Raw genomic sequence first — 19,986 nt, 5'->3', positions numbered from 1 at the left:
ATGGCGACAAGTGGGCTTACGCGATCCGGGCAGGGTTTTGCGCAGGATCGCGAAATCGGCCCGCGTCAGTATTTCTGCGGCACATAAAGCTCTCGTGGCAGGACCTCGCGTTCGTAATCGGGATTGAACACGCGGTCGGGCAGGCTGACCTCGACATGCGGCACGTCGGTATAGGGGATCATGCTGAGCAGGTGGTTCATGCAGTTCAGCCTTGCGCGTTTCTTGTCATTGCCCGGAACGATATACCACGGCGCCTCGGGGATGTTCGTGCGTTCGAACATTTCCTCCTTGGCCTTGGTATAGGCCTCCCACCGGACCCGGCTTTGCAGGTCCATGGGCGACAGTTTCCACTGTTTCAACGGGTCGTGGATGCGCACCATAAAGCGCATCTGCTGTTCCTCGTCGGTGATCGAGAACCAGTATTTCACCAGCCGGATGCCCGAGCGCACCAGCATCCGCTCGAATTCCGGCACGTCGTCGAAGAACTGATGAACTTGATCCTCGGACGCAAAGCCCATCACCCGCTCGACCCCGGCGCGGTTGTACCAGCTGCGGTCGAACAGCACGATCTCACCGCCAGCGGGCAGGTGGGGGACATAGCGCTGGAAATACCATTGGGTCTTTTCGCGGTCCGAGGGCGCGGGCAGGGCGACGGTGCGCACCACGCGCGGGTTGAGCCGCTGGGTGATGCGCTTGATCACGCCGCCCTTGCCGGCGGAATCGCGGCCCTCGAACAGGACGACGACTTTTTCCTTGGTATAGCTGACCCAGTCCTGCAACCGGATCAGTTCGGATTGCAGGCGCAGAAGTTCCTGAAAATACAGTTTCCGATCCAGCTGATCGGGATGCATCTGGCGATAGATGCGCTTGATTTCGGTCGAGAGGATCGCGTCCTCAAGCTCGATCTCGACATCCTCGTCCAGCGTGTCCTGCAATTCGGCTTCCAGCCAGTCCTTGGGTTCCTGATTCATCACCTGCTCCGGGTCGTGTCAGCGTGGGTGTAAGGGGCGAGTGTAACGGATTTGCGGCGAAAAGCCGTCAGCGCCGGAATTTCGCCGCGCAGCCGGGGGTGACGGCCAGCACGAAATCCGTGCGCCCGCCATCGACGGTGCCGCACCAGCTGCCATCGGTGGCAAACAGGCTGCGCGTTCCGCTGGCCGGGCGATAGGCGATGCGGCGGCCATTCACGTCGAACAGGTTCAGCACCCCGGTCTGGCTGGGCGCGTAATAGCCCAGCACCCCGCCATCGGCGGTGATGATCAGCCGGTTCTCATTCGCCGGGTTCGAGGGGCGGTTGTTCCATGTCGAGCCCGCATTGGCGGTATTGCCGGCGGAATTGGCGGCGGCATTGGGCGAGTTCGAGATTCTGGCCGGGTTGTTCGCCGGATGGCCCGGCCCCAGATCGAAGGGCAGCTGGCTTTGGTCGAGGATGATCAGCGGCGCATTGGCCAGCGGCGCGGTGGGCAGAAGCAGCAGAAGGGGCAGGATGGCGCGCATGGCGGTGGTTCCGGGTGATCGCTGGGGGTGATTGTGCCGGATTGTGGCGGGAAGGCAATGGCGCCGGGGGTTCCGGTGGAGGGGGAGGGGCGCTGCCCCTCTTGGCCTGCGGCCAATTCACCCCGAGGTATTTTCAAGGAGTGCGAGGGGCGGGGGTGCGCAGGGCTGCGGTCAGGTGGTCCCATTCGCTGCGGGTGCCGGGGATGCCGAGGCGAAGCCATGAGGTGGAATAGGGGAAGCGGCGCGTCCAGATATGGGCCCGGGCCAGTTGGGTCTGCGCGTTGTGGGCGCCCGGGGTGGCATAGAGGCGGAAGAGATGGGTTCCGCCTGCCGGGGTCCAGCCCGCGGCAAGGGCGAGGCGGTCGAGGTGCAGTCCGGCCTCGGCGTGATAAACGATGGTGTCGTCGGCCCAGTCGCGGTCGGCCATGGCCGTGGTGGCGATGTCGAGTGCCGGGCCGTTGACCGGCCAGGGGCCGGCGGCTTCGGACAGGCGGGTCAGCATGTCGGGATGGGCGATGGTGAAGCCGAGGCGCAGGCCCGCCAGTCCCCAGAACTTGCCGAAGCTGCGCAGGATCAGCATGTTGTCGGCGGGGTCGGTGGCCAGTGACAGATCGGGGCGCGGGTCGGCGAAGCTTTCGTCGATGATCAGGTGGCCGACGGTCCGGGCCAGCGCGCGCAGCCTGTGGGGCGGCCATTCGCGGCCATCGGGGTTGTTGGGGTTGACGACGACCGCCAGATCGGCGCCCTCCATGTCGTGAAGATCGGCGCGTTCATCGACCTGCCAGCCCGCCGCGCGCAGGCTGGCGGCGTGTTCGTTATAGCTGGGGGCGATGACGCAGGCGCGACCGGGGGCGAGGAGGCGGGGGATCAGCTGGATCGCGGCCGAGGCTCCGGCAACGGGCAGCAGCCGGCCCGGGTCGCAGCCAAGCCAGTCGCTGGCCACCCGGATCAGGCGGTTCTGGGCGGCCTGTGTCGGCAGGCTGCGCCAGACGTGATCGGGCAGCTGGCCCACGGGCCATGGGCGGCGGTTGATTCCCGTCGAGAGGTCGATCCAGTCGCCGGCGCCGAATCGGGCGACTGCCTGGTCGATATTTCCACCGTGATCGCGCGCCATTGCCCGAGTTCTCCACAGATCATTTGCCCGACCGGGGTCATGTTAACGAAAATTCGCTTTACAGCGCCCCTGATCCGGACCACGATATATGGTATGAGCAGAAGGGTGGCTATGCCGGTTTTAGCGTCGGTCACCAAGGATAGCGGCGAATGAACCGCCGGGACAGAGAGAGGCAGGAGGCAGGCATGCCGCAGACCGATCACTACATCCACAGCGACGACATCCACCCCATCGACATCGTCGAGACGGTGGCGGTGCATCACGAATGGGATTTCGACCGGCTGGCGGAGGATCAGATCGCGATGGTGGTCGAGGGCCAGTGGCGCAGCTATTCGCTGACACTGGCCTGGTCGCCGGCGGAAGAGGTGCTGCGGCTGATCTGCACATTCGACATGGACCCGCCCGCCGACCGGCTGGCGCTGATCTATGAGACGCTGAACCTGGCCAATGATCAGGTCTGGGACGGCGGCTTCACCTATTGGGCGCAGCAGCGGCTGATGGTGTGGCGCTATGGTCTGGTTCTGGCGGGCGATGCCGTCGCCCTGCCCGAACAGATCGACCAGATGATCCGCAATGCGCTGATCGCGTGCGAGCGGTTCTATCCCTCGTTCCAGCTGGTCGGCTGGGGCAATACCGCCCCCGCCGCCGCGCTGGACATCGCTTTGGGCGAGGCCTACGGACGGGCCTGAGGGGATGGTTTGCCAATGCATCGTCCCCGGCTGACAACGGGGGAGCGGATGGGCGATTTCGACGATATCAATGCGCGCGGTCTGGTGCTGGTCGGTTGCGGCCGGATGGGCGGCGCGATGCTGACCGGCTGGCTGGCGCGCGGGCTGGAGCCGGGTTCGGCCACGGTGATCGATCCGAAGATTGCCGATGGCTGGAAGGGCCGGGGGTTGCGGCTGAACGCGCCCCTGCCCGACGATCCGGCGGTTCTGGTGCTGGCGGTCAAGCCGCAGATGATGGCCGATGCGCTGGGGGGAATGCCCCGGCTGGGTGAGACGCTGGTGATCTCGGTCGCGGCGGGCACCACCATCGCGACATTCGAGGACGCCTTTCCCGGTGCCGCCATCGTCCGGGTGATGCCGAACACGCCTGCGGCGATCGGGCAGGGGATCTCGGCCATGATCGGCAACGGGGCGGCGACCGAGGCGCATCTGGATCTGGCCGAGACGCTGATGCGGGCGGTTGGCCGCGTGGTGCGGCTGGACCATGAGGATCAGATGGATGCGGTGACCGGCCTGTCGGGCAGCGGTCCCGCCTATGTCTTTCACCTGATCGAGGCGATGGCGAAGGCGGGCGAGGCGCAGGGTCTGCCGCCCGCGCTGTCGCTGGAACTGGCACGGATGACCGTGGCGGGCGCAGGGGCGCTGGCCATCGAGGACGACGAGGATCCGGGCGTGCTGCGCGAAAACGTGACCTCTCCCGGCGGGACCACGGCGGCGGGGCTGAAGGTGCTGATGGACCCGGAAACCGGGCTGCCGCCGCTGATGGCGCGCACGGTCGCGGCGGCCACCGAACGCGGGCGTGAACTGGGAAGGGGCGGGAAATGACCATCGGTTTCGACGATTTCCTGAAGGTCGATATCCGCGTGGCGACCATCACCCGGGCCGAGCCGTTCCCCGAGGCGCGCAAGCCCGCCTTCCGGCTGTGGCTGGATGTGGGCGAGCTGGGCGAGAAGAAATCCTCGGCCCAGATCACCCGGCATTACGCGCCCGAGGCGCTGATCGGCAGGCAGGTTCTTTGCGTGGTGAACTTTCCGCCGCGCCAGATCGGCCCGGTCAGATCCGAGGTTCTGGTGCTGGGCGTGCCCGATGCCGAGGGCGAGGTGGTGCTGATCTCGCCCGACCAGACCGTGCCGAATGGAGGAAGGTTGTTTTGATGAAACTGCTGGTGACGCGCCCGATGACGGCGCAGGCGATGGAAGAGATCTCGGCCGGGTTCGAAGCCGTTTTCCATCAGGGCGATCCGCTGACCGAGGCCGAGGCGCGGCAGGCGATGGCCGATTACGATGCGATCATGCCGACCCTTGGCGATCAGTTTTCCGCCGGGGCGTTTCAGGACGGGTCGCGCTGCCGGATGCTGGCGAATTTCGGCGCCGGCTTCAACCATATCGACATCGAGGCCGCGCGGGCCGCTGGCGTGGCGGTGACCAACACCCCCGATGTGGTGACCGACGCCACCGCCGATATCGCGCTGACACTGATCCTGATGGTGGCGCGGCGCGCGACCGAGGGCGAGCGGATGCTGCGCGCCGGGGAATGGACCGGCTGGAAGCCGACGCAGATGCTGGGCACGCATGTCACCGGGGCTGTCGTCGGCATCATCGGCATGGGGCGCATCGGCAAGGCCATCGCCCGGCGCTGTCATTTCGGCTTTGGCATGGAGGTGGTGTTCCACAACCGCTCGACCGTGACCGATCTGGATTTTCCGGCGCGGCAGATGCCGGGACTGGCCGAGACGCTGGCCGCCGCCGATTTCGCCGTCATCGCGGTGCCGGGCGGGGCCGGGACGCGCCATCTGATCGGTGCGGCAGAGCTGGACGCGCTGGGGCCTGACGGCATTCTGGTCAATATCGCCCGCGGCGATGTGGTGGACGAGGCCGCGCTGATCGAGGCCTTGGCCGCAGGGCGTATCAAGGCTGCCGGGCTGGATGTCTATGAGCGCGAACCCGAGGTCCCGCAGGCGCTGATCGGTCTGCCCAATGCGACGCTGCTGCCGCATCTGGGCACCGCCACCGAACAGGTCCGCACCGAGATGGCGCTGCGCGCGCTTGGCAATCTGATCGCCTTCCGCGACGGGCAGGAGTTGCCTGACCGGGTAGCTTAACATTTGATGCTGCATGGAACCGGGGCAGGTCAGCCGTTGTTGGGTCTGTATAATCGATCCGACCTAAGGAGACGACATGAACTGGGATATCATTCAAGGTAAGTGGAAGCAGCTGAAGGGCTCGGTCAAGGAAAAATGGGGCGAGCTGACCGATGATGAACTCGACCAGATCGAGGGCAACAAGGACAAGCTGGCCGGCAAGCTGCAAGAGAAATACGGCTGGACCAAGGATCAGGCCGAGACCGAGATCAATGATTATTTCAAGGATCGCGGCTGATTTTCCGCATTGACTGACGATGAAAGGGCGCCCCCGGGGCGCCCTTTTTTCACGTCCCGCCGTAAAGGCGGCGGTTGTCGGCGGCGCCCCATGCGGGTTCCTCCAGCGGCAGGACCCAGGGGTCGGCACCGAAGAGGTTGATGCGCACCTGCGTCAGATCGGTGCCCGGCGCGATGTAGTACTGGCAGGGCCGCCCGTTCAGGGATTTGCAGATCTCGGCATAGACGGCGACCTCATGTCCGCGTTCGCGCCAGATCCGGGCCAGATGATTGGCGAATTGATGGATCAGATCGGCGCGGGTCAGCATCGTGCCCGCCTGCCTGCGCGACAGGAACTCTTCGGGGTCAACCTCCCAGAACTGGCCGCTGCGGTGGTCGGTGACGATGAAGACCCCCTCCGCCTCGCGGTCATAGATGCGCATCCGCCATGAGAAGCGATGGCCGTCGCCGCTCCAGCGGGTTTCGGAATCGAACAGCGCGCCACGGACCGGCAAAAAGATCTGCACCGTGATCCAGACCGCCATCGCCAGCAGGGCGGCACGCGGCAGCAGCGGCGCGGCGGGGGGGCTGGTGGGGGCCGCGCGCCCGAACAGGGCCGAGGGCCAGTCGGGCGCGAAAAAGATCGTCGTGGCGGCGATGGTCAGCCACGGGAAGATGCCGATATTGAAGAACCACGCATTCGCGCAGTGAAAGACGCAATAGATCAGGAAAACCGCCAGCCGGGTGCGGTGCCACATCAGCAGCGGCGCGCCCACGACATGCAGCGCGATCACCCCCCATGCGGCGGCGACCATCACCCAGTCGGGCTCAAGCAGCGGCGCGATCCAGAACCCCTCGACCCGGTCGCGCAGCCACAGCCCCAGCGGTTCCCCCCGCAGCCAGTCCGGCGTCAGCTTGACCAGCCCGGCATAGATCAGCACGATCTCGGTCTGGATGCGCAGGATCGCGACGGCGGCGGCAGGCACATGCGGATCGCGCGGGCGCAGCCACGCATCCAGCGACCAGACGCGGGCCGCAGGCAGACAGCACAGCAGGGCCGCGTAAAGCAGCACCAGATAGAAGTGGTTCAGATATTCCGCCGCATCCAGCAGGAAGAAATAACCGAACAGCACCGTCAGCGCGATGATCGCCACGCGATAGAACAACCCCAGCATGACCAGCGCCGCCGCCAGCCCCACGCCCAGCCATGCGATCTGCAACCATGGCTGCGGCAGCGGCTCGACCCAGCTGAAACCGGGATAGGAGAAATGGAAATCGGGCTGGATCCAGTAACGCCAGACCCGCTCGTATTTGATGAAACGCCAGCAGTCCCACAGCATCAGCGCCCCGAAGGCGATCCGGAACAGCGCCAGAGACTGGGCGCTGACGGGCGATGAGAGCTGATGGCGAAGTGTGGGCATGGCACTGGTCTTTGCGGGCTTCATGGAATTACGATGCCACCGGGACGTTCATTCCGCACGACACCGCGCGGAAGGGGAAGCAGATGGCGGCTGGACTGGAGATTTTCTATGACGGGCAATGCCCGTTCTGCAGCGCCTATACGCGGATGCTGCGGCTGCGCAAGGCCGTCGGCCGGGTCGAGCTGATCGACGCGCGCGAAGCCGATCCTCGGGTCGAGGCGCTGAAGCGCCGGGGCGTCGATCTGGATGTGGGCATGGTGGTGCGTCATGGCGACCGGCTTTATCACGGGGCGGATGCGGTGCGGTTCCTCTCGGCCCTGACAGATGCGCCGGGGCCTTTGGCGCGGCTGATGCGGTCGCCACGGCGGGCGGCGGCGCTCTATCCGGTGCTGCGGGCGGGGCGGGCGCTGACCTTGCGGCTGCTGGGCCGCCGCCCGATCGGCTGAGGCGGCGCGAAGCCCGCGCAAGGCGGCGGGCCCCGGCCCCGGTCGCAACCTAGTCGTCATCGTCGTCATGGCGCCCGCGACGGCGGCCGTCATCATCATCGTCGTCGTGATAGCCGCGATAGATGCCGTGGCGCGACTTGCGGCGGCCATCGTCATCTTCGTCATCATTGCGCCAGACACGACCATCGCGGCGGGGTTCGTTAAAGACGCCGTTGCCGTGGATGATGCTGCGCAGGAAGCGGTCGAAGGGATCATCATGGGCCATCGCGGCACCGGGCGAAATGGCGGTGGCCGTCAGGGCGACAAGCGTCAGGGCTTTGAGCTGGTTCATAGCGGTCTCCAATCTTGCGGCGGGTCTGCCCGGCCGCGTGAGGAATACGTCTCAGCCGCGGTTTTATTCCCGATGTCGCGAAATTCGGCCGTAAGGTGGCATGAAAACGCCCCGCGGGATGCGGGGCGACAGGTGGCATGGGTGGAACCGGTCAGGGCTTGATGAAGATCGGCGTGCCGGGGCGGACCAGATTGAAGATCTCGGCCATCTCGGTATCGGTGACGGCGGCACAGCCGCGCGTCCAGTCGGGCGGAGGGTTGCTGATCCTTGCGCCGCGCCCGTGGATGAAGATGTCCCCACCCGGATTGCGGCCCAGACGGCGGGCGATTTCGCGGTCGCGCGCATTCGGATAGGATATTCCCAGCGACAGGTGGAAATTCGAATTGGGATTGCGGTGGGTGATGTAATAAAGCCCCTCGGGCGTTCTGCCGTCGCCCTGGAACTGTTTATGCCCGCTGGGGTTCGATCCCAGATCGACGCGGTATTGACGCACCGCCCGCTTGCCATTCAGCAGATACAGCGTGCGGGACGATTTATCCAGCAAAAGCTGGGTGATCTCGGGGTTTCGGGCGTTGACATTGGCGCTTGCCGGCCGGTCCGGGATGGCCATGGCCAGCATGATGCAAAGGACAAAGATGGCACGCATCTTTCTCTCCATGATGAAGCGGCTGCGGGGGTTGTGTTTCCTTCATTCAGAACGAGACGAAGGGCCGGTTATTCCCGTCAATGTGATCGCATGATGACCGTGATTTCATTTTTTCCTGCCCCGGCATGTTACCGGCAGGTGATTAATCACGGATGAAGATCGCCGCTTTTTTCAGCCCGGAGATCAGCCATGAAAAAACCGGACATCGCGGGGATGCCCGGTTCGATTTCGAAGATTGGCGGCGGTCAGGCCGCTTGTGACAGGGCCTGTCCAGGGGCGTCGACCGAGGCGAGGTCATTGCCCCGGAATTTGAGCGCCAACCACATCATATTGCTGTCCAGCCAGATCAACAGGGACAACGCACCGCTTGTCATTTCCGGCCCAGTCCGCTGCGCCATGCGGCGGCGCGGCCCAGCAGGTGCGCGCCGATGGGGGCGGTCAGGAAGATGAACAGGATCGCGAAGATCGCCCGTGTCACCGCGCTGACATGGCCGATATCGACCGCCGCAGCCAGCAGCGCCAGCGCCCCGGCGAAAGAGGCGACCTTGGAGGAGGCGTGCATCCGGGTCAGCACGTCGGGAAAGCGCAGCACGCCCACCGCCGCGACCAGCGCGAAGCCCCCGGCCAGCAGGGCCAGAATGCCGGTGATTACCTCAATCATCGCTGTCGCTCCTGCGGGCAAGACGTTCGGCATAGCGTGCCAGCGACACGACCGAGACGAAACTGACCAGCGCCAGCGCCACGGCGATATCCAGATAGGCCTCGATCTGCGCGCGAACGGCGAACAGCCCGCAAAAGGCGATGATCGCCGCCGTCATCATGTCCAGCGCCACGACCCGATCCGACAGCGTCGGCCCGCGCCACAGCCGGACGAAACCGACCGCGATGGCCAGCGCGATCAGCACAAGGCCGATGGTCAGGCATGAATTCATGAAGGTTGTGGGGCTCATCAGCGAAAGACCTCCCTCACGCGATGCTCCATGCCGGATTTCAGGTCGGCGACCAGCGCATCGGGGTCCGCGGCATAGATCGAATGGATCACAAGAAAGCTTTTGTCGGGCGCCACGTCCAGCGTCAGCGTGCCCGGCGTCAGCGTGATCAGATTGGCCAGCAGGAAGATTTCCAGATCGCTTTTGTGGTCTATCGGCATCCGCACGATGGCGGGATGCAGCTGCGGGCGACGCGCGATACAGTCGCGGGCGACCAGCAGGCAGGATTTGACCAGCTCTTTCAGGAAATAGACCAGCAGCACGATGGCCTGCGGCAGGGCGCGGAAATACCGCTGATCCTCGTCGCGGCCCACCAGACGACGCGCGAACCACAGCCCGGCAAAGCCGAAGACGAAACCGCCCAGCAGGTCGATCAGCGTGAAACTGCCCCACAGCGCGCACCAGCCGATGGCCAGCAGGATGTTCATCGCAAGAAAGGTCATTGGGCGACCTCCAGAACGGTGGCGACATAATCCGAGGGGTCAAGCAACTGCTCGGCCCCGATGGTGGCGAAATCCACGAAAGGCTGAGGGAACAGGCCGATCAGCACCGTCATCAAAGCCAGCGCGGCCACCGGCGACAGCAGCAGCAGGCGCGCGCGCGGCGGGATCTGCGACAACCGGGGCTGGTACCCTTCGGGGTGGGCCTTCCAGAAGACCTCGGCCCAGATCTTGGTCATCGAAAAGATCGTCAGCAACCCGGTCAGCAGCGCCACCCCCGCTGCCAGCCATTGCCCCAGATCCAGCGAGGCCTTGACCAGCACATATTTCGCCCAGAAGCCCGACAGCGGCGGAAACCCGGCCAGCGAGAAGGCCGGGATCAGGAACAGGATCCCCATCAGCGGCGCCGAGCGGTACAGCCCGCCGATGGCGTAAAGGTCCGAGCTGCCCGTCAACCGGCGCGAAATGCCCGCGATCAGGAACAGGTTCGCCTTCACGATGATATGGTGGATGATGTAGAAGACGCCCCCCATCACCGCCAGCGGCGTCATCAGCGCCAGCCCCAGCACCATATAGCCGATCTGGCTGACGATGTGGAACGACAGGATCTTGCGGAAATCGCTTTGCGCCGCCGCGCCCAGAACGCCGGTCAGCATGGTCAGGCAGGCGACCCACAGCAGGATTTCGTGGGTATAGCCCTGATCGCCGACGAAGATCAGCGTGAAGACCCGCATCAGCGCATAGACCCCCACCTTGGTCAGCAGCCCCGCAAAGACCGCCGACACCGCGTAATGCGGCGTATGATAGGATGCGGGCAGCCAGAAGAACAACGGAAACACCCCCGCCTTCAGGCCAAAACCGATCATGAACATCATTGCGATGACCGTCATCAGCCCCTGATCGGGATGGGCCGCCACCGCCGCCCGCAGATCGGCCATGTTCAGCGTTCCGGTCGCACCATAGAGCAACCCCGCAGCCCCGAGAAACAGCACCGTCGAGATCAGGTTCAGCGTCACATATTTCACCGCGCCGTCGATGGCCCGTCGCTGCCCGCCGATCACCAGCAAGCCGAAGGACGAGATCAGCAGGACCTCGAACCAGACATAGAGGTTGAAGATGTCGCCGGTCAGGAAGGCGCCGGTGACGCCGCCGATCAGCGTCTGGAACAGCCCGTGCCAGCCCATGCGGGCCGAGATCTGGCCGACCTCGGCCATGGCCCAGACCGCGACGGCAAGGCTGATGATGGCGGTGATCAGCACCATCGCGGCAGACAGGTAATCCGCCGCCAGCGTGATGCCGAAGGGGGCGATCCATGCGCTCATCTGCGTGGCGATGACGCCGTGTTCCATCACCGCGATCAGCAGCCGGATCGCCAGCACGACCGAGATCGCGGCCCCGATCACCGAGATCCAGCCCGAACCCCGCCTGTTTTTGGCAAAGAACGCCAGGGCCGCGGCCACGAAGGGCACGAGGATCGGAAGCGCAAGGATCCAGTTCATTTCTTCGCCTCTTCCGGCTCGGCCAGTCTCATGCGGTCCACCTCCAGATGGCCGAAGGCGCGATAGGCGCGGATCGTCAGGCCAAGCGCGAAGGCGAACAGGCCAAAGCCGATGACGATGGCGGTCAGCAGCAGCGCCTGCGGCAGCGAATTGGCCATCTGATGGGCGGGCAGGGCGCCACCCTCGCCCAGCAGGGGCGGTGCGCCCACCGTCAGGCGCCCGGCGGCGAAGATGGCCAGATTGATTGCGTTCGACAGCAGCAGCAGGCCGAACAGAAAGCGCAGAAGGTTGCCCGACAGCATCAGCCAGACCGCGCAGGCGGTCAGGATGCCGGTCAGAAGCGCAAGGACGGTTTCCATCAGAGCGTCTCCTCCAGCGCAAAGATCAGGGTCAGGATGCCGCCCACCACGGCCAGATAAACGCCGATATCGAACAGCAGCACGCTGGAGAGTGCATAGCCCGCGACCTCGGCCCAGAGACCAGCGAAGGGGGCGGCCCCCAGCGGCCATGCCATCAGTCCCGAGATCAGCGCGCAGACCAGCCCCAGCACGCCGATGGTGCGCGGATCGACGCGCAGGGCCCGCCGGGCCTCGGCCACGCCGCTGGCGAAGGCATGGATGGCAAAACCGCAGGCCGCGATCAGCCCGCCGATGAAGCCGCCGCCCGGCGCGTTATGGCCGCGCAGCAGCACATAAAGCGAAAAGACCAGAAACAGGCCGATCAGCAGCCGCGCGCCGGTGGTCAGGATAAGGGATTTCATCTGCGAAACCTCCTGCCGCGACGTTTCAGCACCGCATAGGCCCCGATCGAGGCCAGCAGCACCACCGTCAGTTCGCCGAAGGTGTCGAAGGCCCTGAAATCGACCAGAATCACGTTCACGATGTTACGCCCATGCGCCAGCGTATAAGAGCCTTCCTCGAAATAGGTGGTGATATGGCGGTCCAGCGGGTGCGAGGTGATCGCCAGCACGATCAGCGTCATGCACAGCCCGACACCTCCGGCCAGCACCGCATGGCGCAGGCGCTGGGAACCGCTGCGCCGCTCGACGATGCCGGGCAGGCGCAGCATGGCGATGCCGAACAGAACCGCCGACAGGGTTTCGACCATCAGCTGCGTCGTCGCCACATCGGGCGCGCCGAAAAAGATCAGGATCAGCGCCACGCCGATACCCACCGTGCCGATCCCGGCGATATTGGCGATCCGGGAATGCGGGTTCAGGGTCAGAACCGCCCCGGCCACGGTAAAGGCCCCGATCAGCCAGACCAGCGGCGGGGCCGACAGGTTCAGCGCCACCAGCGGCCGTTTCAGGATCAGCGTCGCCCCCAGCGTCACCGCCAGCACCGCAAAGGTCGCCGTCAGATATTGCACCAGCCTGCCGGTCTGGATCAGACGCGCCTGCCATCCGGCAAAGGCGCGGAACCAGTCCAGAAAGCGATCCCAGCCCGGATCGAAGCCCGGCAAGCGCGCCAGCGCCGCGCCGATCTCTGCCCGCCCGCGGTCCCGGGTCAGGTAAAGCACGCATCCCAGCGCAAAGGTCGTCAGGCTCAGCAGCAGGGGCAGGTTCACGCCCTCCCACAGATGCATCGCGGCGGCGCGCGGTTGCGCCAGACTGCCGGTCACCGTGGCGCCGACCATCGGCTGCACCAGCCCCGCGCCAAGGCCAAAGACCAGCCCCAGCGCGCCCAACAGCAGCGGCCCGGACAGCATCTGCCACGGCGCCTCATGCGGGCTGTGCGGCGGTGTCACGCGGCTGCCCCAGAACGGCCGCCATGCCACGATACCCGCCACCGCGAACATCAGCGCATTGGCGATCAGCACCCCCAATGTGACCAGCGCCGGGGGCGACAGCGTGGCCGAGCCGGCATAAAGCAGTTCCTTGCCGATCCAGCCGATCATCGGCGGCAGCCCGGCCATCGAGGCCCCGGCCAGCGCGGCGGCCAGCGCGGTCAGCGGCATCGCATGGCGCAGCCCGCCCAGATGCGCGACATCGCGGGTGCCGGTGGCGTGGTCGATGGCGCCCACGACCATGAACAGCGCCGCCTTGTAGAGCGAATGAACGATCAGAAAGCCCACCGCCGCCGTCAGCGCATAGGGCGTGCCTCCCGCCAGACACAGCGTGATCGTGCCAAGCGCCATCAGCGTTGTATAGGCCAGCGCCTGTTTCAGATCGGTCTGGCGCAGCGCCAGCACCGCGCCCAGCACCGCCGTCACCAGCCCCGCCGCCGTCAGCGACGCCGCCCATGCCGTCGTGTCGCCCAGCACCGGATGCATCCGCGCCAGCAGATAGACCCCGGCCTTCACCATCGTCGCCGAATGCAGATAGGCCGATACCGGCGTCGGCGCGGCCATGGCGTTGGGCAGCCAGAAATGGAACGGGAACTGCGCCGATTTGGTGAATGCCCCCAGCAGGATCAGGATCAGGATCGGCAGATACAGCGCGTGATCCTGCAATCCCTGACCGGACAGGATCTGCGCCAGATCATAGCCCCCGGTTGCCGTGCCGATCAGGACGAACCCGGCCAGCAGCGCCAGCCCTCCGGCCCCTGTCACCAGCATCGCCTGCAAGGCATTGCGCCGCGCCTGCTCGTTCTCGTGGTTGAAGCCGATCAGCAGGTAAGAGGTGACCGAGGTCAGTTCCCAGAATACGAACAGCGTGATCAGATCGCGCGCCAGCACGACGCCCAGCATCGACAGCATGAAGGCGAACAGGAACAGCACGAACCTGCCGAATTGCGGGTGATCGCCCATATAGCCGGTCGCATAGAGGAAAATCAGCGCACCGATCCCGCAGATCAGCAGCGCAAAGACCAGCGACAGCCCGTCGATCAGGAAACCAAGCGAAATTCCCAGCGACGGGGCCCAGTTCAGGCCGAACAGGAAGGTCTCACCATTCTGGACTGCGGGGATATACAGCGCGAAGACGCCGGTCATCACCAGTGCGGTCAAGGCCGCAGCATATCCCCAGAGACGCCCCGGGGACAGTTCCGAACTGTCAGAATTCATCCGTTTTCCTGCCCCTGCCCCCAGCCGCGGATGGGCGGCTGCCCCTTGGTTACAATTCTGCGACATGAAACAGAAATAGAAAATCATCTTGTCGGTTATAGTTTGTGCCTATAAGATCCTTTCATGCCGACCTTCCAGCAGTTGCGATATCTTGCGGCCATCGCCGACACGCTGAACTTCAGCCGCGCCGCCGAGGCCTGCCGGGTGGCGCAACCCACGCTGAGCATGCAGCTGAAGGAACTGGAACGGAAACTGGATGCGCGGCTGGTCGAACGGACGCGGGCGCGGGTCATCCTGACGCCGATCGGCCACGAGGTTGCCCGCCGCGCCCGCGCCATCATCGCCGATCTGGAGGATATCCGCGAGATATCCCACCGCAACGATCCCGACGCCCCGCAGGCGATGCTTCAGATCGGGGTGGTGCAGACCGTGGGCGCCTATGTCCTGTCGGTCGCGATGCCCGCGCTGCGCGACAGGTTCCCGAACATGCGCATCTGGGTCCGCGAAGAGCGCAGCGACATGCTGGTGCGGCAATTGCGCGACGGTGCCCAGGACGTGATCCTGTTGCCCGACGGGGTCGAGCGGAAGGATCTGGAATGTCACCGCCTGCTGGTCGAGCCGCTTCAGGTCGTGCTGCCCGCCGATCACCCCCTTGCCCGGCAGGATCACATCGCCCCGCATGATCTGGCGGGGCAGACCATCCTGACGATGGAATGCGGCCATCGCCTGCATGACCAGATCATGCACCTGTGCAACGATGTGGGCGCCATCCACGCCCGCGATTACGAGGGCGCGACGCTGGACACCCTGCGCCAGATGGTCGCCACGGGCATGGGCATCTCGTTGCTGCCGTCGCTCTATATCCGTTCCGAGGTCATGCGCGAACAACTGGTCGTGGCCCGCCCGATGTCGTCGCGTGCGCCGGTCCGGCATATCTCGCTGGTCTGGAGACGGAATGCGCCGCGCGAACAGACCTATGGCGCCATCGCGGCCAGCCTGCGCGAAAGCCTGAGGCCGTGGGGTGTGGGCGACGCGACCGGACCCGGCCAGCCAGCCCGGTGAGGGGCTGGCTGGTGAAGGGCGTTGTCAGACCGCCAGCAATGCCTCGATCTGCCGGGTGATGTCGTCGCTGTCGGGGGCGGGGCGTTTCGGGCCGGCGCTGACCGACAGCCGCGCCAGAACCGGCGCCCCTGCGGAAAAGCGATCCGCATATTCATCCACCGAGCGGTTCCCCGCGATGGTAAAGCGGGCGCTGTCGCCGATCAGCGAGGTCATGCCGCGCGGCAGGAAGATCTGGCTGATCCCGGTGTCCTGACGCGCAAGGAAAACCAGCCCGCCATCATGCGGATCGAAGGCGGCCATGGGCGCGAAACCGGCCTGTCTTGCGACCTCCAGCCCGTCGCCCATCATCGATTCGGCCAAGTTGCCGCCGATCAGCCAGTCCTTGTCGGTTCCCGTCTCGACCGCCGCCCGGATCATCAGCGGAATCGCGAAACGCTGCTGCGCGTCGGATACGGAACTGCGGAAGGGCAGCAGATGGGCGGAAAAGCCGCTGGATCGCGCCGACAGGGTGAACAGCGGCGGCGGGCCGGTGAAAATCCCCGTGCCGCCCTCAGTCGGCAGCGACCAATAACGCGCGGTCCCGGCGGGCCAGGTGGCGCGTTCGATCTCCATGTCATAAGGGTTCCAGATCACCACCTGCTGCGGCTGATCCGGGGGCGCGTCTGGGTCCGCGACCAGCATCGACATCTGATGTTTGAACAGCTCTGCGATCTCGGCCAGAACGGCGCGGGCGGTGGTTTCGGAAATGCCCTCAAGACTCCACAGATCGCCACCGATGTCGATGATCATCCTTGCGGCCTCGCGCAGTTGCACCGGGTCGGGCGTGCCGCCTTCCAGCCAGTCGAGCGAAAGGAAGCCGACATCGACATCCGCCCCACTGCTGCCATAGCCGGTATGCACGACTTCGGTGCTGCTGGCATTGGGTGCGATGGCCACCTCCCGGCCAAGGTTGCCGAAAAAGCCCGCCATGGAATCCGATCCGTGGAACAGGTCCAGCACCTGTCGGGCCATGTCGCCCTCATCGGGCTGGCTGCTGCGATGTTCCAGATCCATGGCGATGGCGGCCATCTTGATGCCTTCGTTCATGCCGTCGATCACCCGCCCGTCGCCAAGCGAAAACGTCCCGCTGACGCCCGCATGATGCAGCGCGAACAGCCGCCCCCGCCTGTCGAAAACCGGCGCGCCAGACGAGCCCGGCAGCGTGTCCGAGGTGTATTTCACCACATCCGTCTGGATGTCGATCACCGCCACATCGTCCAGCGAGACGCGCTTGCCCCGCCCCCCCGGATGATGCAGCACGAAGGCCTGTTCGCCGTTCGAGACCGGAAAGGCCGCGCGCCAGATCGGGACGGGTTTCGGGGCCTCGGCAGGTTCGATGGTCACGCCGACGAAGGTATAATCCAGACCGCCATTTTCCGCCGGGCTGGTCACGAACAGCCTGCCCGGGTTCAGCCTGTAACTGCGGCGCTGGATGTTCGGATCCGGTTCGGCGATGCCGCGCGACAGGTCTTCGGTGCTGATCTCGAAATCGAATTCGACGCGGGCATTGCGGGCCACCTCGGGCGAGTTCAGCACATGATTGTTGGTCAGCAGGATGTCGGGGCCGACCAGAAAGCCGGTTCCTGTCCATGCCCCATGCTTTCCCTGATAATTCAAGCCATTGGTTTGAATGCGACCGACCGCCGCGCGATGGGCGACCAGTGCCTCGAGGAAGGCGGCGGGCAGGGAGTTGTCGCTGCCGACCTGCACCTCGAACCGGGCGCGGTCAACGCCACGGATCAGGGCGCCCCAGCCCACCAGCATCCCGCCCGGATCGGCAATCGGACTGTCCCGCCCGATATCGGAAAACGGCCGCGAGCTGATGCCGGGAACGATGAAATCCGGTGAGGCGGGGGCGGAATCCGCGCCGTCGCCCGACTGCGAAGGCGTCATGTCAAACGATTGCAGTACCAGTCTTTCCTCGAGGCGCGGAACCGGGTGGCTTTCCGTGACAAAGGGCGTTGCGGGCAGGAAATCCTGCGCCAATGCGCGCACCTTGTTCCAGCGGTTCACCAGACCCCGCCAGAACCGGCTTGTTTCATTGCGGCGGGCATAGACGCGTTCATACCATTCGCGGGACGCCCGCAGCCGGTCCAGCAGCGCCACCGGGGATGCTTCGGCCTTTGCCAATGCGCCACGGGTGATGACGCCCACGGCGCCGTCCACCGCCACGCCAAGCGCATGTTGCAGGATGCGGGCCGCGCCACCCGGTCCGCGGTTGAACATGCAGTCGCGCAGGTTGAATTCGATGGCGGGATTGCTGGTCCATTCCGCGGCCTTGTCGGTATAGCGCAGGACAAAGGTGCGAACCCGGGCCTCGGCCTCGTCATGCCGCCCGGCGCGGATCAGCGCCACCAGCAGGTCGCATTCCTCCTTGTGGAAACGCTCGTTGATGCCCGCGACCTCATAGCGCCCGCCGCCATCGTCCGGCGGCAGTTCATGGACCGCAATCCGCCCCTGAGCGTCACGGCGCGCCTCGAAATCGAGGATATGCCGTGCCATCGCCTGCCGCTGATCCTGTGTGGCGATCTGCGGCGACCGGGTTGCGGTGACGGTCGGGGCGCAGACCGCCGCGACGGTAACGGTGTCGGCGCCGATGCCCTGACTGGTCATCCATTGATCCAGCGCCGCCTTCTGCACCGCGCAGGATTTCCCGGCCCCGCCGCCGAAACCGCGATAGAGATCGCCGCAGCAGCTTGTCGCCTTGATGCAGCAATGCGGCAGGACATTGTCGCGTGGAATACCGTAATGCGCCATCAGCCAGCCGATCAGCGCCGCCGAGGTGGCGCCCTGCGCCGGGGTGATCTCATCGCCCGGCGCCGCGACATGCTCGATCCCGATCGAGCGGCGGTTCATCGCCCCGCTGCCCGCATGCCATGCGGTGTCGTTGTCGGGCACCATCTGCACCAGCTTGCCGTCACGGCCTATGATGTAATGCGCGCTGGTGCGGGGGGCGCCGGTCTTGAAATGGGTGATCGTGCCCTCGATATTGCGCGAGGTCGTATAGTGGACCACGATATGATCGATCCGCGCGCCCTGACGCGATGCCTTGTGGCTGGTCGTCTCGGTCCGGTCCACGGCGGGTTTGGCAAGGGCTTCCAGATTGCTTTCGAACTCGACCCCCTCGCCGGCATCGGTGCAGACGAATGCCTCTTCGGTCGCCGGGGTGAAGGCCTCGGCGATCATGGCCAGTTCCGGCTCCGGGGCCGCAATCCCGGGCAGAGCCTGTTTCAGAACCGCCCGGAACTTGTCCGCGATCATCCCGTAACCCTGACCGGTCGGATGCAGCTCATCGTTCCACAAGCCGATCTGCAACAGGGTTCGCGGCGTCGGCGTCAGCCAGGCATTCCTGAACCTGCCCCCGGGCATGTTGCCGCCGCACAGTCCGGAGATCAGCGCATTCAGCCGGGTGATCATCACCGCCACGATCTCTCGCTGAAGCGTGGGGTCGGTGATGTTCAGCATCTCTCGCATGGGACGACCCAGCCAGTGATCCTGCGCCGCATAGCGCGGCCGGCGCGGATCGCCCGGCCCGCCGCCCGGTATGGCAAAGTCATAGCTGTGGCAGATGACCGGCAGTTTCGGAAACGCCGCCTCGACATCGGAAAACACCTTGGAATAGCATTTCTCGATAAAGGCCAGTTTATTGGTAAAGGCCCGCGTCCCGACATACCATTCGGCGGGCTTGTCCTTTTGATATTTGCGCAGGATCTGCGGCAATACCGCGGCGCCGGTCTGATCCTCGCCCAGAATGTCATTGCCGGCACCGGAAAACAGAAACGCGCTGACCTTGTTCTTCTGGCTTTGCAGCGCCTGCATGTATTCCGGGTTGTCGATGACCATGTTTTGCAGCGTATCGCCCGGCGCATCGACGCTCCAGATCGAGAAATCCGCAGAGAGGTGGTCGATCACATCCTCCAGCAGGATCGGAAAATTGAACCAGCTGTCGCCCTCGGCCACCAGAACCGGCCGCTTGTCGCGGCGCAACTGACGGGTGCGAAACGCCAATTGCCGACGCTGCCGGGTCAGGCTGGACGCCCAGCCCATCATCATCGCCCCTTCATAGGCGTCCGCCGCGGGGTCTATCTCGACGCGTTCGGGATTGGGCACGATGCCGGGATGGAAGGGACCCGAGGCCTCGGGCGCCTCGATGAAGAACTCTCTCAGCATCGATTCCGGCGTTTCGGGATCGCGCATGAGTCGCTGCAATTCCGCCATTGAAATGCGAGGCTGCGGGGATTCGGAGGAATCAATCATGGCCGTTACTCCAGAAGAACTGGTGACGAAAAGCCTGAAATCCTGCCTGCTTGATCCTTGAAAGGTGGCGAAATAATAGCCGTACAACCCCAAGGTTTATAATAGGCTATTCTCTCACGCGATGGGTTTTTCGTCAATGTGATATTGATGAGGGTTTA

At 65.0% G+C, this 19,986-nt stretch carries 21 protein-coding genes; 7 read left to right on the top strand and 14 right to left on the bottom strand.

Annotated features, from left to right (window positions below; translation table 11 throughout):
* Positions 1-65 precede the first annotated feature (65 nt).
* From ppk2 to cobD, 3 genes are all read right to left on the bottom strand, one after another.
* The gene (gene ppk2, locus JHW40_RS00935) at positions 66-971 is read right to left on the bottom strand and encodes a polyphosphate kinase 2 (RefSeq protein WP_090616197.1); all 906 of its coding nucleotides are present in this window, start codon (positions 969-971) and stop codon (positions 66-68) included.
* A gap of 67 nt (positions 972-1,038) precedes the next feature.
* A complete protein-coding gene (locus tag JHW40_RS00930) occupies positions 1,039-1,497 on the bottom strand; it encodes a hypothetical protein (RefSeq protein WP_090616193.1) in 459 nt (152 codons plus the stop codon).
* 133 nt (positions 1,498-1,630) lie between these two features.
* Complete coding sequence (gene cobD, locus JHW40_RS00925) at positions 1,631-2,611, bottom strand: threonine-phosphate decarboxylase CobD (RefSeq protein WP_090616190.1); 981 nt, start codon at positions 2,609-2,611, stop codon at positions 1,631-1,633.
* A 185-nt stretch (positions 2,612-2,796) separates the two neighbouring features.
* Between cobD and JHW40_RS00920 the strand changes: the two genes are divergently transcribed.
* The 5 genes from JHW40_RS00920 (at position 2,797) to JHW40_RS00900 (ending at position 5,717) form a co-directional block, all read left to right on the top strand.
* On the top strand, positions 2,797-3,300 hold the full coding sequence (locus JHW40_RS00920; RefSeq protein ID WP_090616187.1) for a type III secretion system chaperone family protein: 504 nt from the start codon (positions 2,797-2,799) through the stop codon (positions 3,298-3,300).
* Between the two features lie 48 nt (positions 3,301-3,348).
* A complete protein-coding gene (gene proC, locus JHW40_RS00915) occupies positions 3,349-4,164 on the top strand; it encodes a pyrroline-5-carboxylate reductase (RefSeq protein ID WP_090616183.1) in 816 nt (271 codons plus the stop codon).
* Complete coding sequence (locus JHW40_RS00910; RefSeq protein WP_090616180.1) at positions 4,161-4,493, top strand: tRNA-binding protein; 333 nt, start codon at positions 4,161-4,163, stop codon at positions 4,491-4,493. Before proC ends, JHW40_RS00910 begins: the two co-directional genes overlap by 4 nt.
* Entirely contained in the window at positions 4,493-5,440 is a 948-nt protein-coding gene (locus tag JHW40_RS00905; protein WP_090616176.1) for a 2-hydroxyacid dehydrogenase, read from the top strand. Before JHW40_RS00910 ends, JHW40_RS00905 begins: the two co-directional genes overlap by 1 nt.
* Positions 5,441-5,516: 76 nt before the next feature.
* The gene (locus JHW40_RS00900) at positions 5,517-5,717 is read left to right on the top strand and encodes a CsbD family protein (RefSeq protein WP_090616172.1); all 201 of its coding nucleotides are present in this window, start codon (positions 5,517-5,519) and stop codon (positions 5,715-5,717) included.
* 49 nt (positions 5,718-5,766) lie between these two features.
* Here JHW40_RS00900 and JHW40_RS00895 read toward each other — a convergent pair whose 3' ends face one another.
* Positions 5,767-7,116: an HTTM domain-containing protein gene (locus JHW40_RS00895; protein WP_170851925.1), complete on the bottom strand. Its 1,350-nt coding sequence runs from the start codon at positions 7,114-7,116 to the stop codon at positions 5,767-5,769.
* Positions 7,117-7,199: 83 nt separating this feature from the next.
* Between JHW40_RS00895 and JHW40_RS00890 the strand changes: the two genes are divergently transcribed.
* Complete coding sequence (locus JHW40_RS00890; RefSeq protein ID WP_090616167.1) at positions 7,200-7,562, top strand: DCC1-like thiol-disulfide oxidoreductase family protein; 363 nt, start codon at positions 7,200-7,202, stop codon at positions 7,560-7,562.
* Between the two features lie 49 nt (positions 7,563-7,611).
* Here JHW40_RS00890 and JHW40_RS00885 read toward each other — a convergent pair whose 3' ends face one another.
* From JHW40_RS00885 to mbhE, 9 genes are all read right to left on the bottom strand, one after another.
* Positions 7,612-7,893: a hypothetical protein gene (locus JHW40_RS00885; protein ID WP_090616164.1), complete on the bottom strand. Its 282-nt coding sequence runs from the start codon at positions 7,891-7,893 to the stop codon at positions 7,612-7,614.
* Between the two features lie 151 nt (positions 7,894-8,044).
* Positions 8,045-8,539 (bottom strand): L,D-transpeptidase family protein, encoded by a 495-nt coding sequence (locus tag JHW40_RS00880; RefSeq protein ID WP_090616271.1) that lies wholly within the window; start codon positions 8,537-8,539, stop codon positions 8,045-8,047.
* Between the two features lie 370 nt (positions 8,540-8,909).
* Positions 8,910-9,200 carry a monovalent cation/H(+) antiporter subunit G gene (gene mnhG, locus JHW40_RS00875; RefSeq protein ID WP_090616161.1) on the bottom strand — a complete coding sequence of 97 codons (291 nt, stop codon included), beginning with the start codon at positions 9,198-9,200 and terminating at the stop codon, positions 8,910-8,912.
* The gene (locus JHW40_RS00870; protein ID WP_170851924.1) at positions 9,193-9,489 is read right to left on the bottom strand and encodes an MrpF/PhaF family protein; all 297 of its coding nucleotides are present in this window, start codon (positions 9,487-9,489) and stop codon (positions 9,193-9,195) included. The genes mnhG and JHW40_RS00870 overlap by 8 nt, the downstream gene beginning before the upstream one ends.
* Complete coding sequence (locus JHW40_RS00865) at positions 9,489-9,971, bottom strand: Na+/H+ antiporter subunit E (RefSeq protein ID WP_211657391.1); 483 nt, start codon at positions 9,969-9,971, stop codon at positions 9,489-9,491. Before JHW40_RS00865 ends, JHW40_RS00870 begins: the two co-directional genes overlap by 1 nt.
* Complete coding sequence (locus JHW40_RS00860; protein WP_090616157.1) at positions 9,968-11,467, bottom strand: Na+/H+ antiporter subunit D; 1,500 nt, start codon at positions 11,465-11,467, stop codon at positions 9,968-9,970. The genes JHW40_RS00865 and JHW40_RS00860 overlap by 4 nt, the downstream gene beginning before the upstream one ends.
* On the bottom strand, positions 11,464-11,826 hold the full coding sequence (locus JHW40_RS00855; RefSeq protein WP_090616154.1) for a Na+/H+ antiporter subunit C: 363 nt from the start codon (positions 11,824-11,826) through the stop codon (positions 11,464-11,466). Before JHW40_RS00855 ends, JHW40_RS00860 begins: the two co-directional genes overlap by 4 nt.
* Positions 11,826-12,227, bottom strand: a complete 402-nt coding sequence (locus JHW40_RS00850; RefSeq protein ID WP_090616150.1) for an MnhB domain-containing protein — start codon at positions 12,225-12,227, stop codon at positions 11,826-11,828. The genes JHW40_RS00855 and JHW40_RS00850 overlap by 1 nt, the downstream gene beginning before the upstream one ends.
* Positions 12,224-14,470 carry a hydrogen gas-evolving membrane-bound hydrogenase subunit E gene (gene mbhE / locus JHW40_RS00845; protein WP_170851923.1) on the bottom strand — a complete coding sequence of 749 codons (2,247 nt, stop codon included), beginning with the start codon at positions 14,468-14,470 and terminating at the stop codon, positions 12,224-12,226. The genes JHW40_RS00850 and mbhE overlap by 4 nt, the downstream gene beginning before the upstream one ends.
* A gap of 123 nt (positions 14,471-14,593) precedes the next feature.
* Here mbhE and JHW40_RS00840 point away from each other — a divergent pair, with 123 nt between their 5' ends.
* Positions 14,594-15,532, top strand: coding sequence for a hydrogen peroxide-inducible genes activator (locus JHW40_RS00840; protein ID WP_090616143.1), 939 nt, complete (start codon positions 14,594-14,596; stop codon positions 15,530-15,532).
* 24 nt (positions 15,533-15,556) lie between these two features.
* On the opposite strand, the gene JHW40_RS00835 is transcribed toward JHW40_RS00840, so the two are convergent.
* Entirely contained in the window at positions 15,557-19,828 is a 4,272-nt protein-coding gene (locus JHW40_RS00835; RefSeq protein WP_090616140.1) for an N-acetylmuramoyl-L-alanine amidase, read from the bottom strand.
* Between the last annotated feature and the right edge of the window lie 158 nt (positions 19,829-19,986).

Origin of the sequence: Paracoccus alcaliphilus, from assembly GCF_028553725.1 — a bacterium.
Taxonomy (GTDB): Bacteria; Pseudomonadota; Alphaproteobacteria; order Rhodobacterales; family Rhodobacteraceae; genus Paracoccus; species Paracoccus alcaliphilus.
The sequence above is the reverse complement of the archived record's forward strand: the minus strand, read 5'-3'. Positions and strand labels throughout refer to the sequence as shown.

Excerpts from the sequence above, each read along its gene's own strand:
- cobD (WP_090616190.1), bottom strand. The coding sequence starts at position 2,611 with ATGGCGCGCGATCACGGTGGAAATATCGACCAGGCAGTCGCCCGATTC.
- JHW40_RS00870 (WP_170851924.1), bottom strand. The coding sequence starts at position 9,489 with ATGAGCCCCACAACCTTCATGAATTCATGCCTGACCATCGGCCTTGTG.
- ppk2 (WP_090616197.1), bottom strand. The coding sequence starts at position 971 with ATGAATCAGGAACCCAAGGACTGGCTGGAAGCCGAATTGCAGGACACG.
- JHW40_RS00900 (WP_090616172.1), top strand. The coding sequence starts at position 5,517 with ATGAACTGGGATATCATTCAAGGTAAGTGGAAGCAGCTGAAGGGCTCG.
- JHW40_RS00835 (WP_090616140.1), bottom strand. The coding sequence starts at position 19,828 with ATGATTGATTCCTCCGAATCCCCGCAGCCTCGCATTTCAATGGCGGAA.
- JHW40_RS00895 (WP_170851925.1), bottom strand. The coding sequence starts at position 7,116 with ATGCCCACACTTCGCCATCAGCTCTCATCGCCCGTCAGCGCCCAGTCT.
- JHW40_RS00930 (WP_090616193.1), bottom strand. The coding sequence starts at position 1,497 with ATGCGCGCCATCCTGCCCCTTCTGCTGCTTCTGCCCACCGCGCCGCTG.
- JHW40_RS00860 (WP_090616157.1), bottom strand. The coding sequence starts at position 11,467 with ATGAACTGGATCCTTGCGCTTCCGATCCTCGTGCCCTTCGTGGCCGCG.
- JHW40_RS00890 (WP_090616167.1), top strand. The coding sequence starts at position 7,200 with ATGGCGGCTGGACTGGAGATTTTCTATGACGGGCAATGCCCGTTCTGC.
- JHW40_RS00920 (WP_090616187.1), top strand. The coding sequence starts at position 2,797 with ATGCCGCAGACCGATCACTACATCCACAGCGACGACATCCACCCCATC.
- mnhG (WP_090616161.1), bottom strand. The coding sequence starts at position 9,200 with ATGATTGAGGTAATCACCGGCATTCTGGCCCTGCTGGCCGGGGGCTTC.
- JHW40_RS00885 (WP_090616164.1), bottom strand. The coding sequence starts at position 7,893 with ATGAACCAGCTCAAAGCCCTGACGCTTGTCGCCCTGACGGCCACCGCC.
- JHW40_RS00850 (WP_090616150.1), bottom strand. The coding sequence starts at position 12,227 with ATGAAATCCCTTATCCTGACCACCGGCGCGCGGCTGCTGATCGGCCTG.
- JHW40_RS00865 (WP_211657391.1), bottom strand. The coding sequence starts at position 9,971 with ATGACCTTTCTTGCGATGAACATCCTGCTGGCCATCGGCTGGTGCGCG.
- JHW40_RS00905 (WP_090616176.1), top strand. The coding sequence starts at position 4,493 with ATGAAACTGCTGGTGACGCGCCCGATGACGGCGCAGGCGATGGAAGAG.
- JHW40_RS00880 (WP_090616271.1), bottom strand. The coding sequence starts at position 8,539 with ATGCGTGCCATCTTTGTCCTTTGCATCATGCTGGCCATGGCCATCCCG.
- JHW40_RS00840 (WP_090616143.1), top strand. The coding sequence starts at position 14,594 with ATGCCGACCTTCCAGCAGTTGCGATATCTTGCGGCCATCGCCGACACG.
- mbhE (WP_170851923.1), bottom strand. The coding sequence starts at position 14,470 with ATGAATTCTGACAGTTCGGAACTGTCCCCGGGGCGTCTCTGGGGATAT.
- JHW40_RS00910 (WP_090616180.1), top strand. The coding sequence starts at position 4,161 with ATGACCATCGGTTTCGACGATTTCCTGAAGGTCGATATCCGCGTGGCG.
- JHW40_RS00855 (WP_090616154.1), bottom strand. The coding sequence starts at position 11,826 with ATGGAAACCGTCCTTGCGCTTCTGACCGGCATCCTGACCGCCTGCGCG.
- proC (WP_090616183.1), top strand. The coding sequence starts at position 3,349 with ATGGGCGATTTCGACGATATCAATGCGCGCGGTCTGGTGCTGGTCGGT.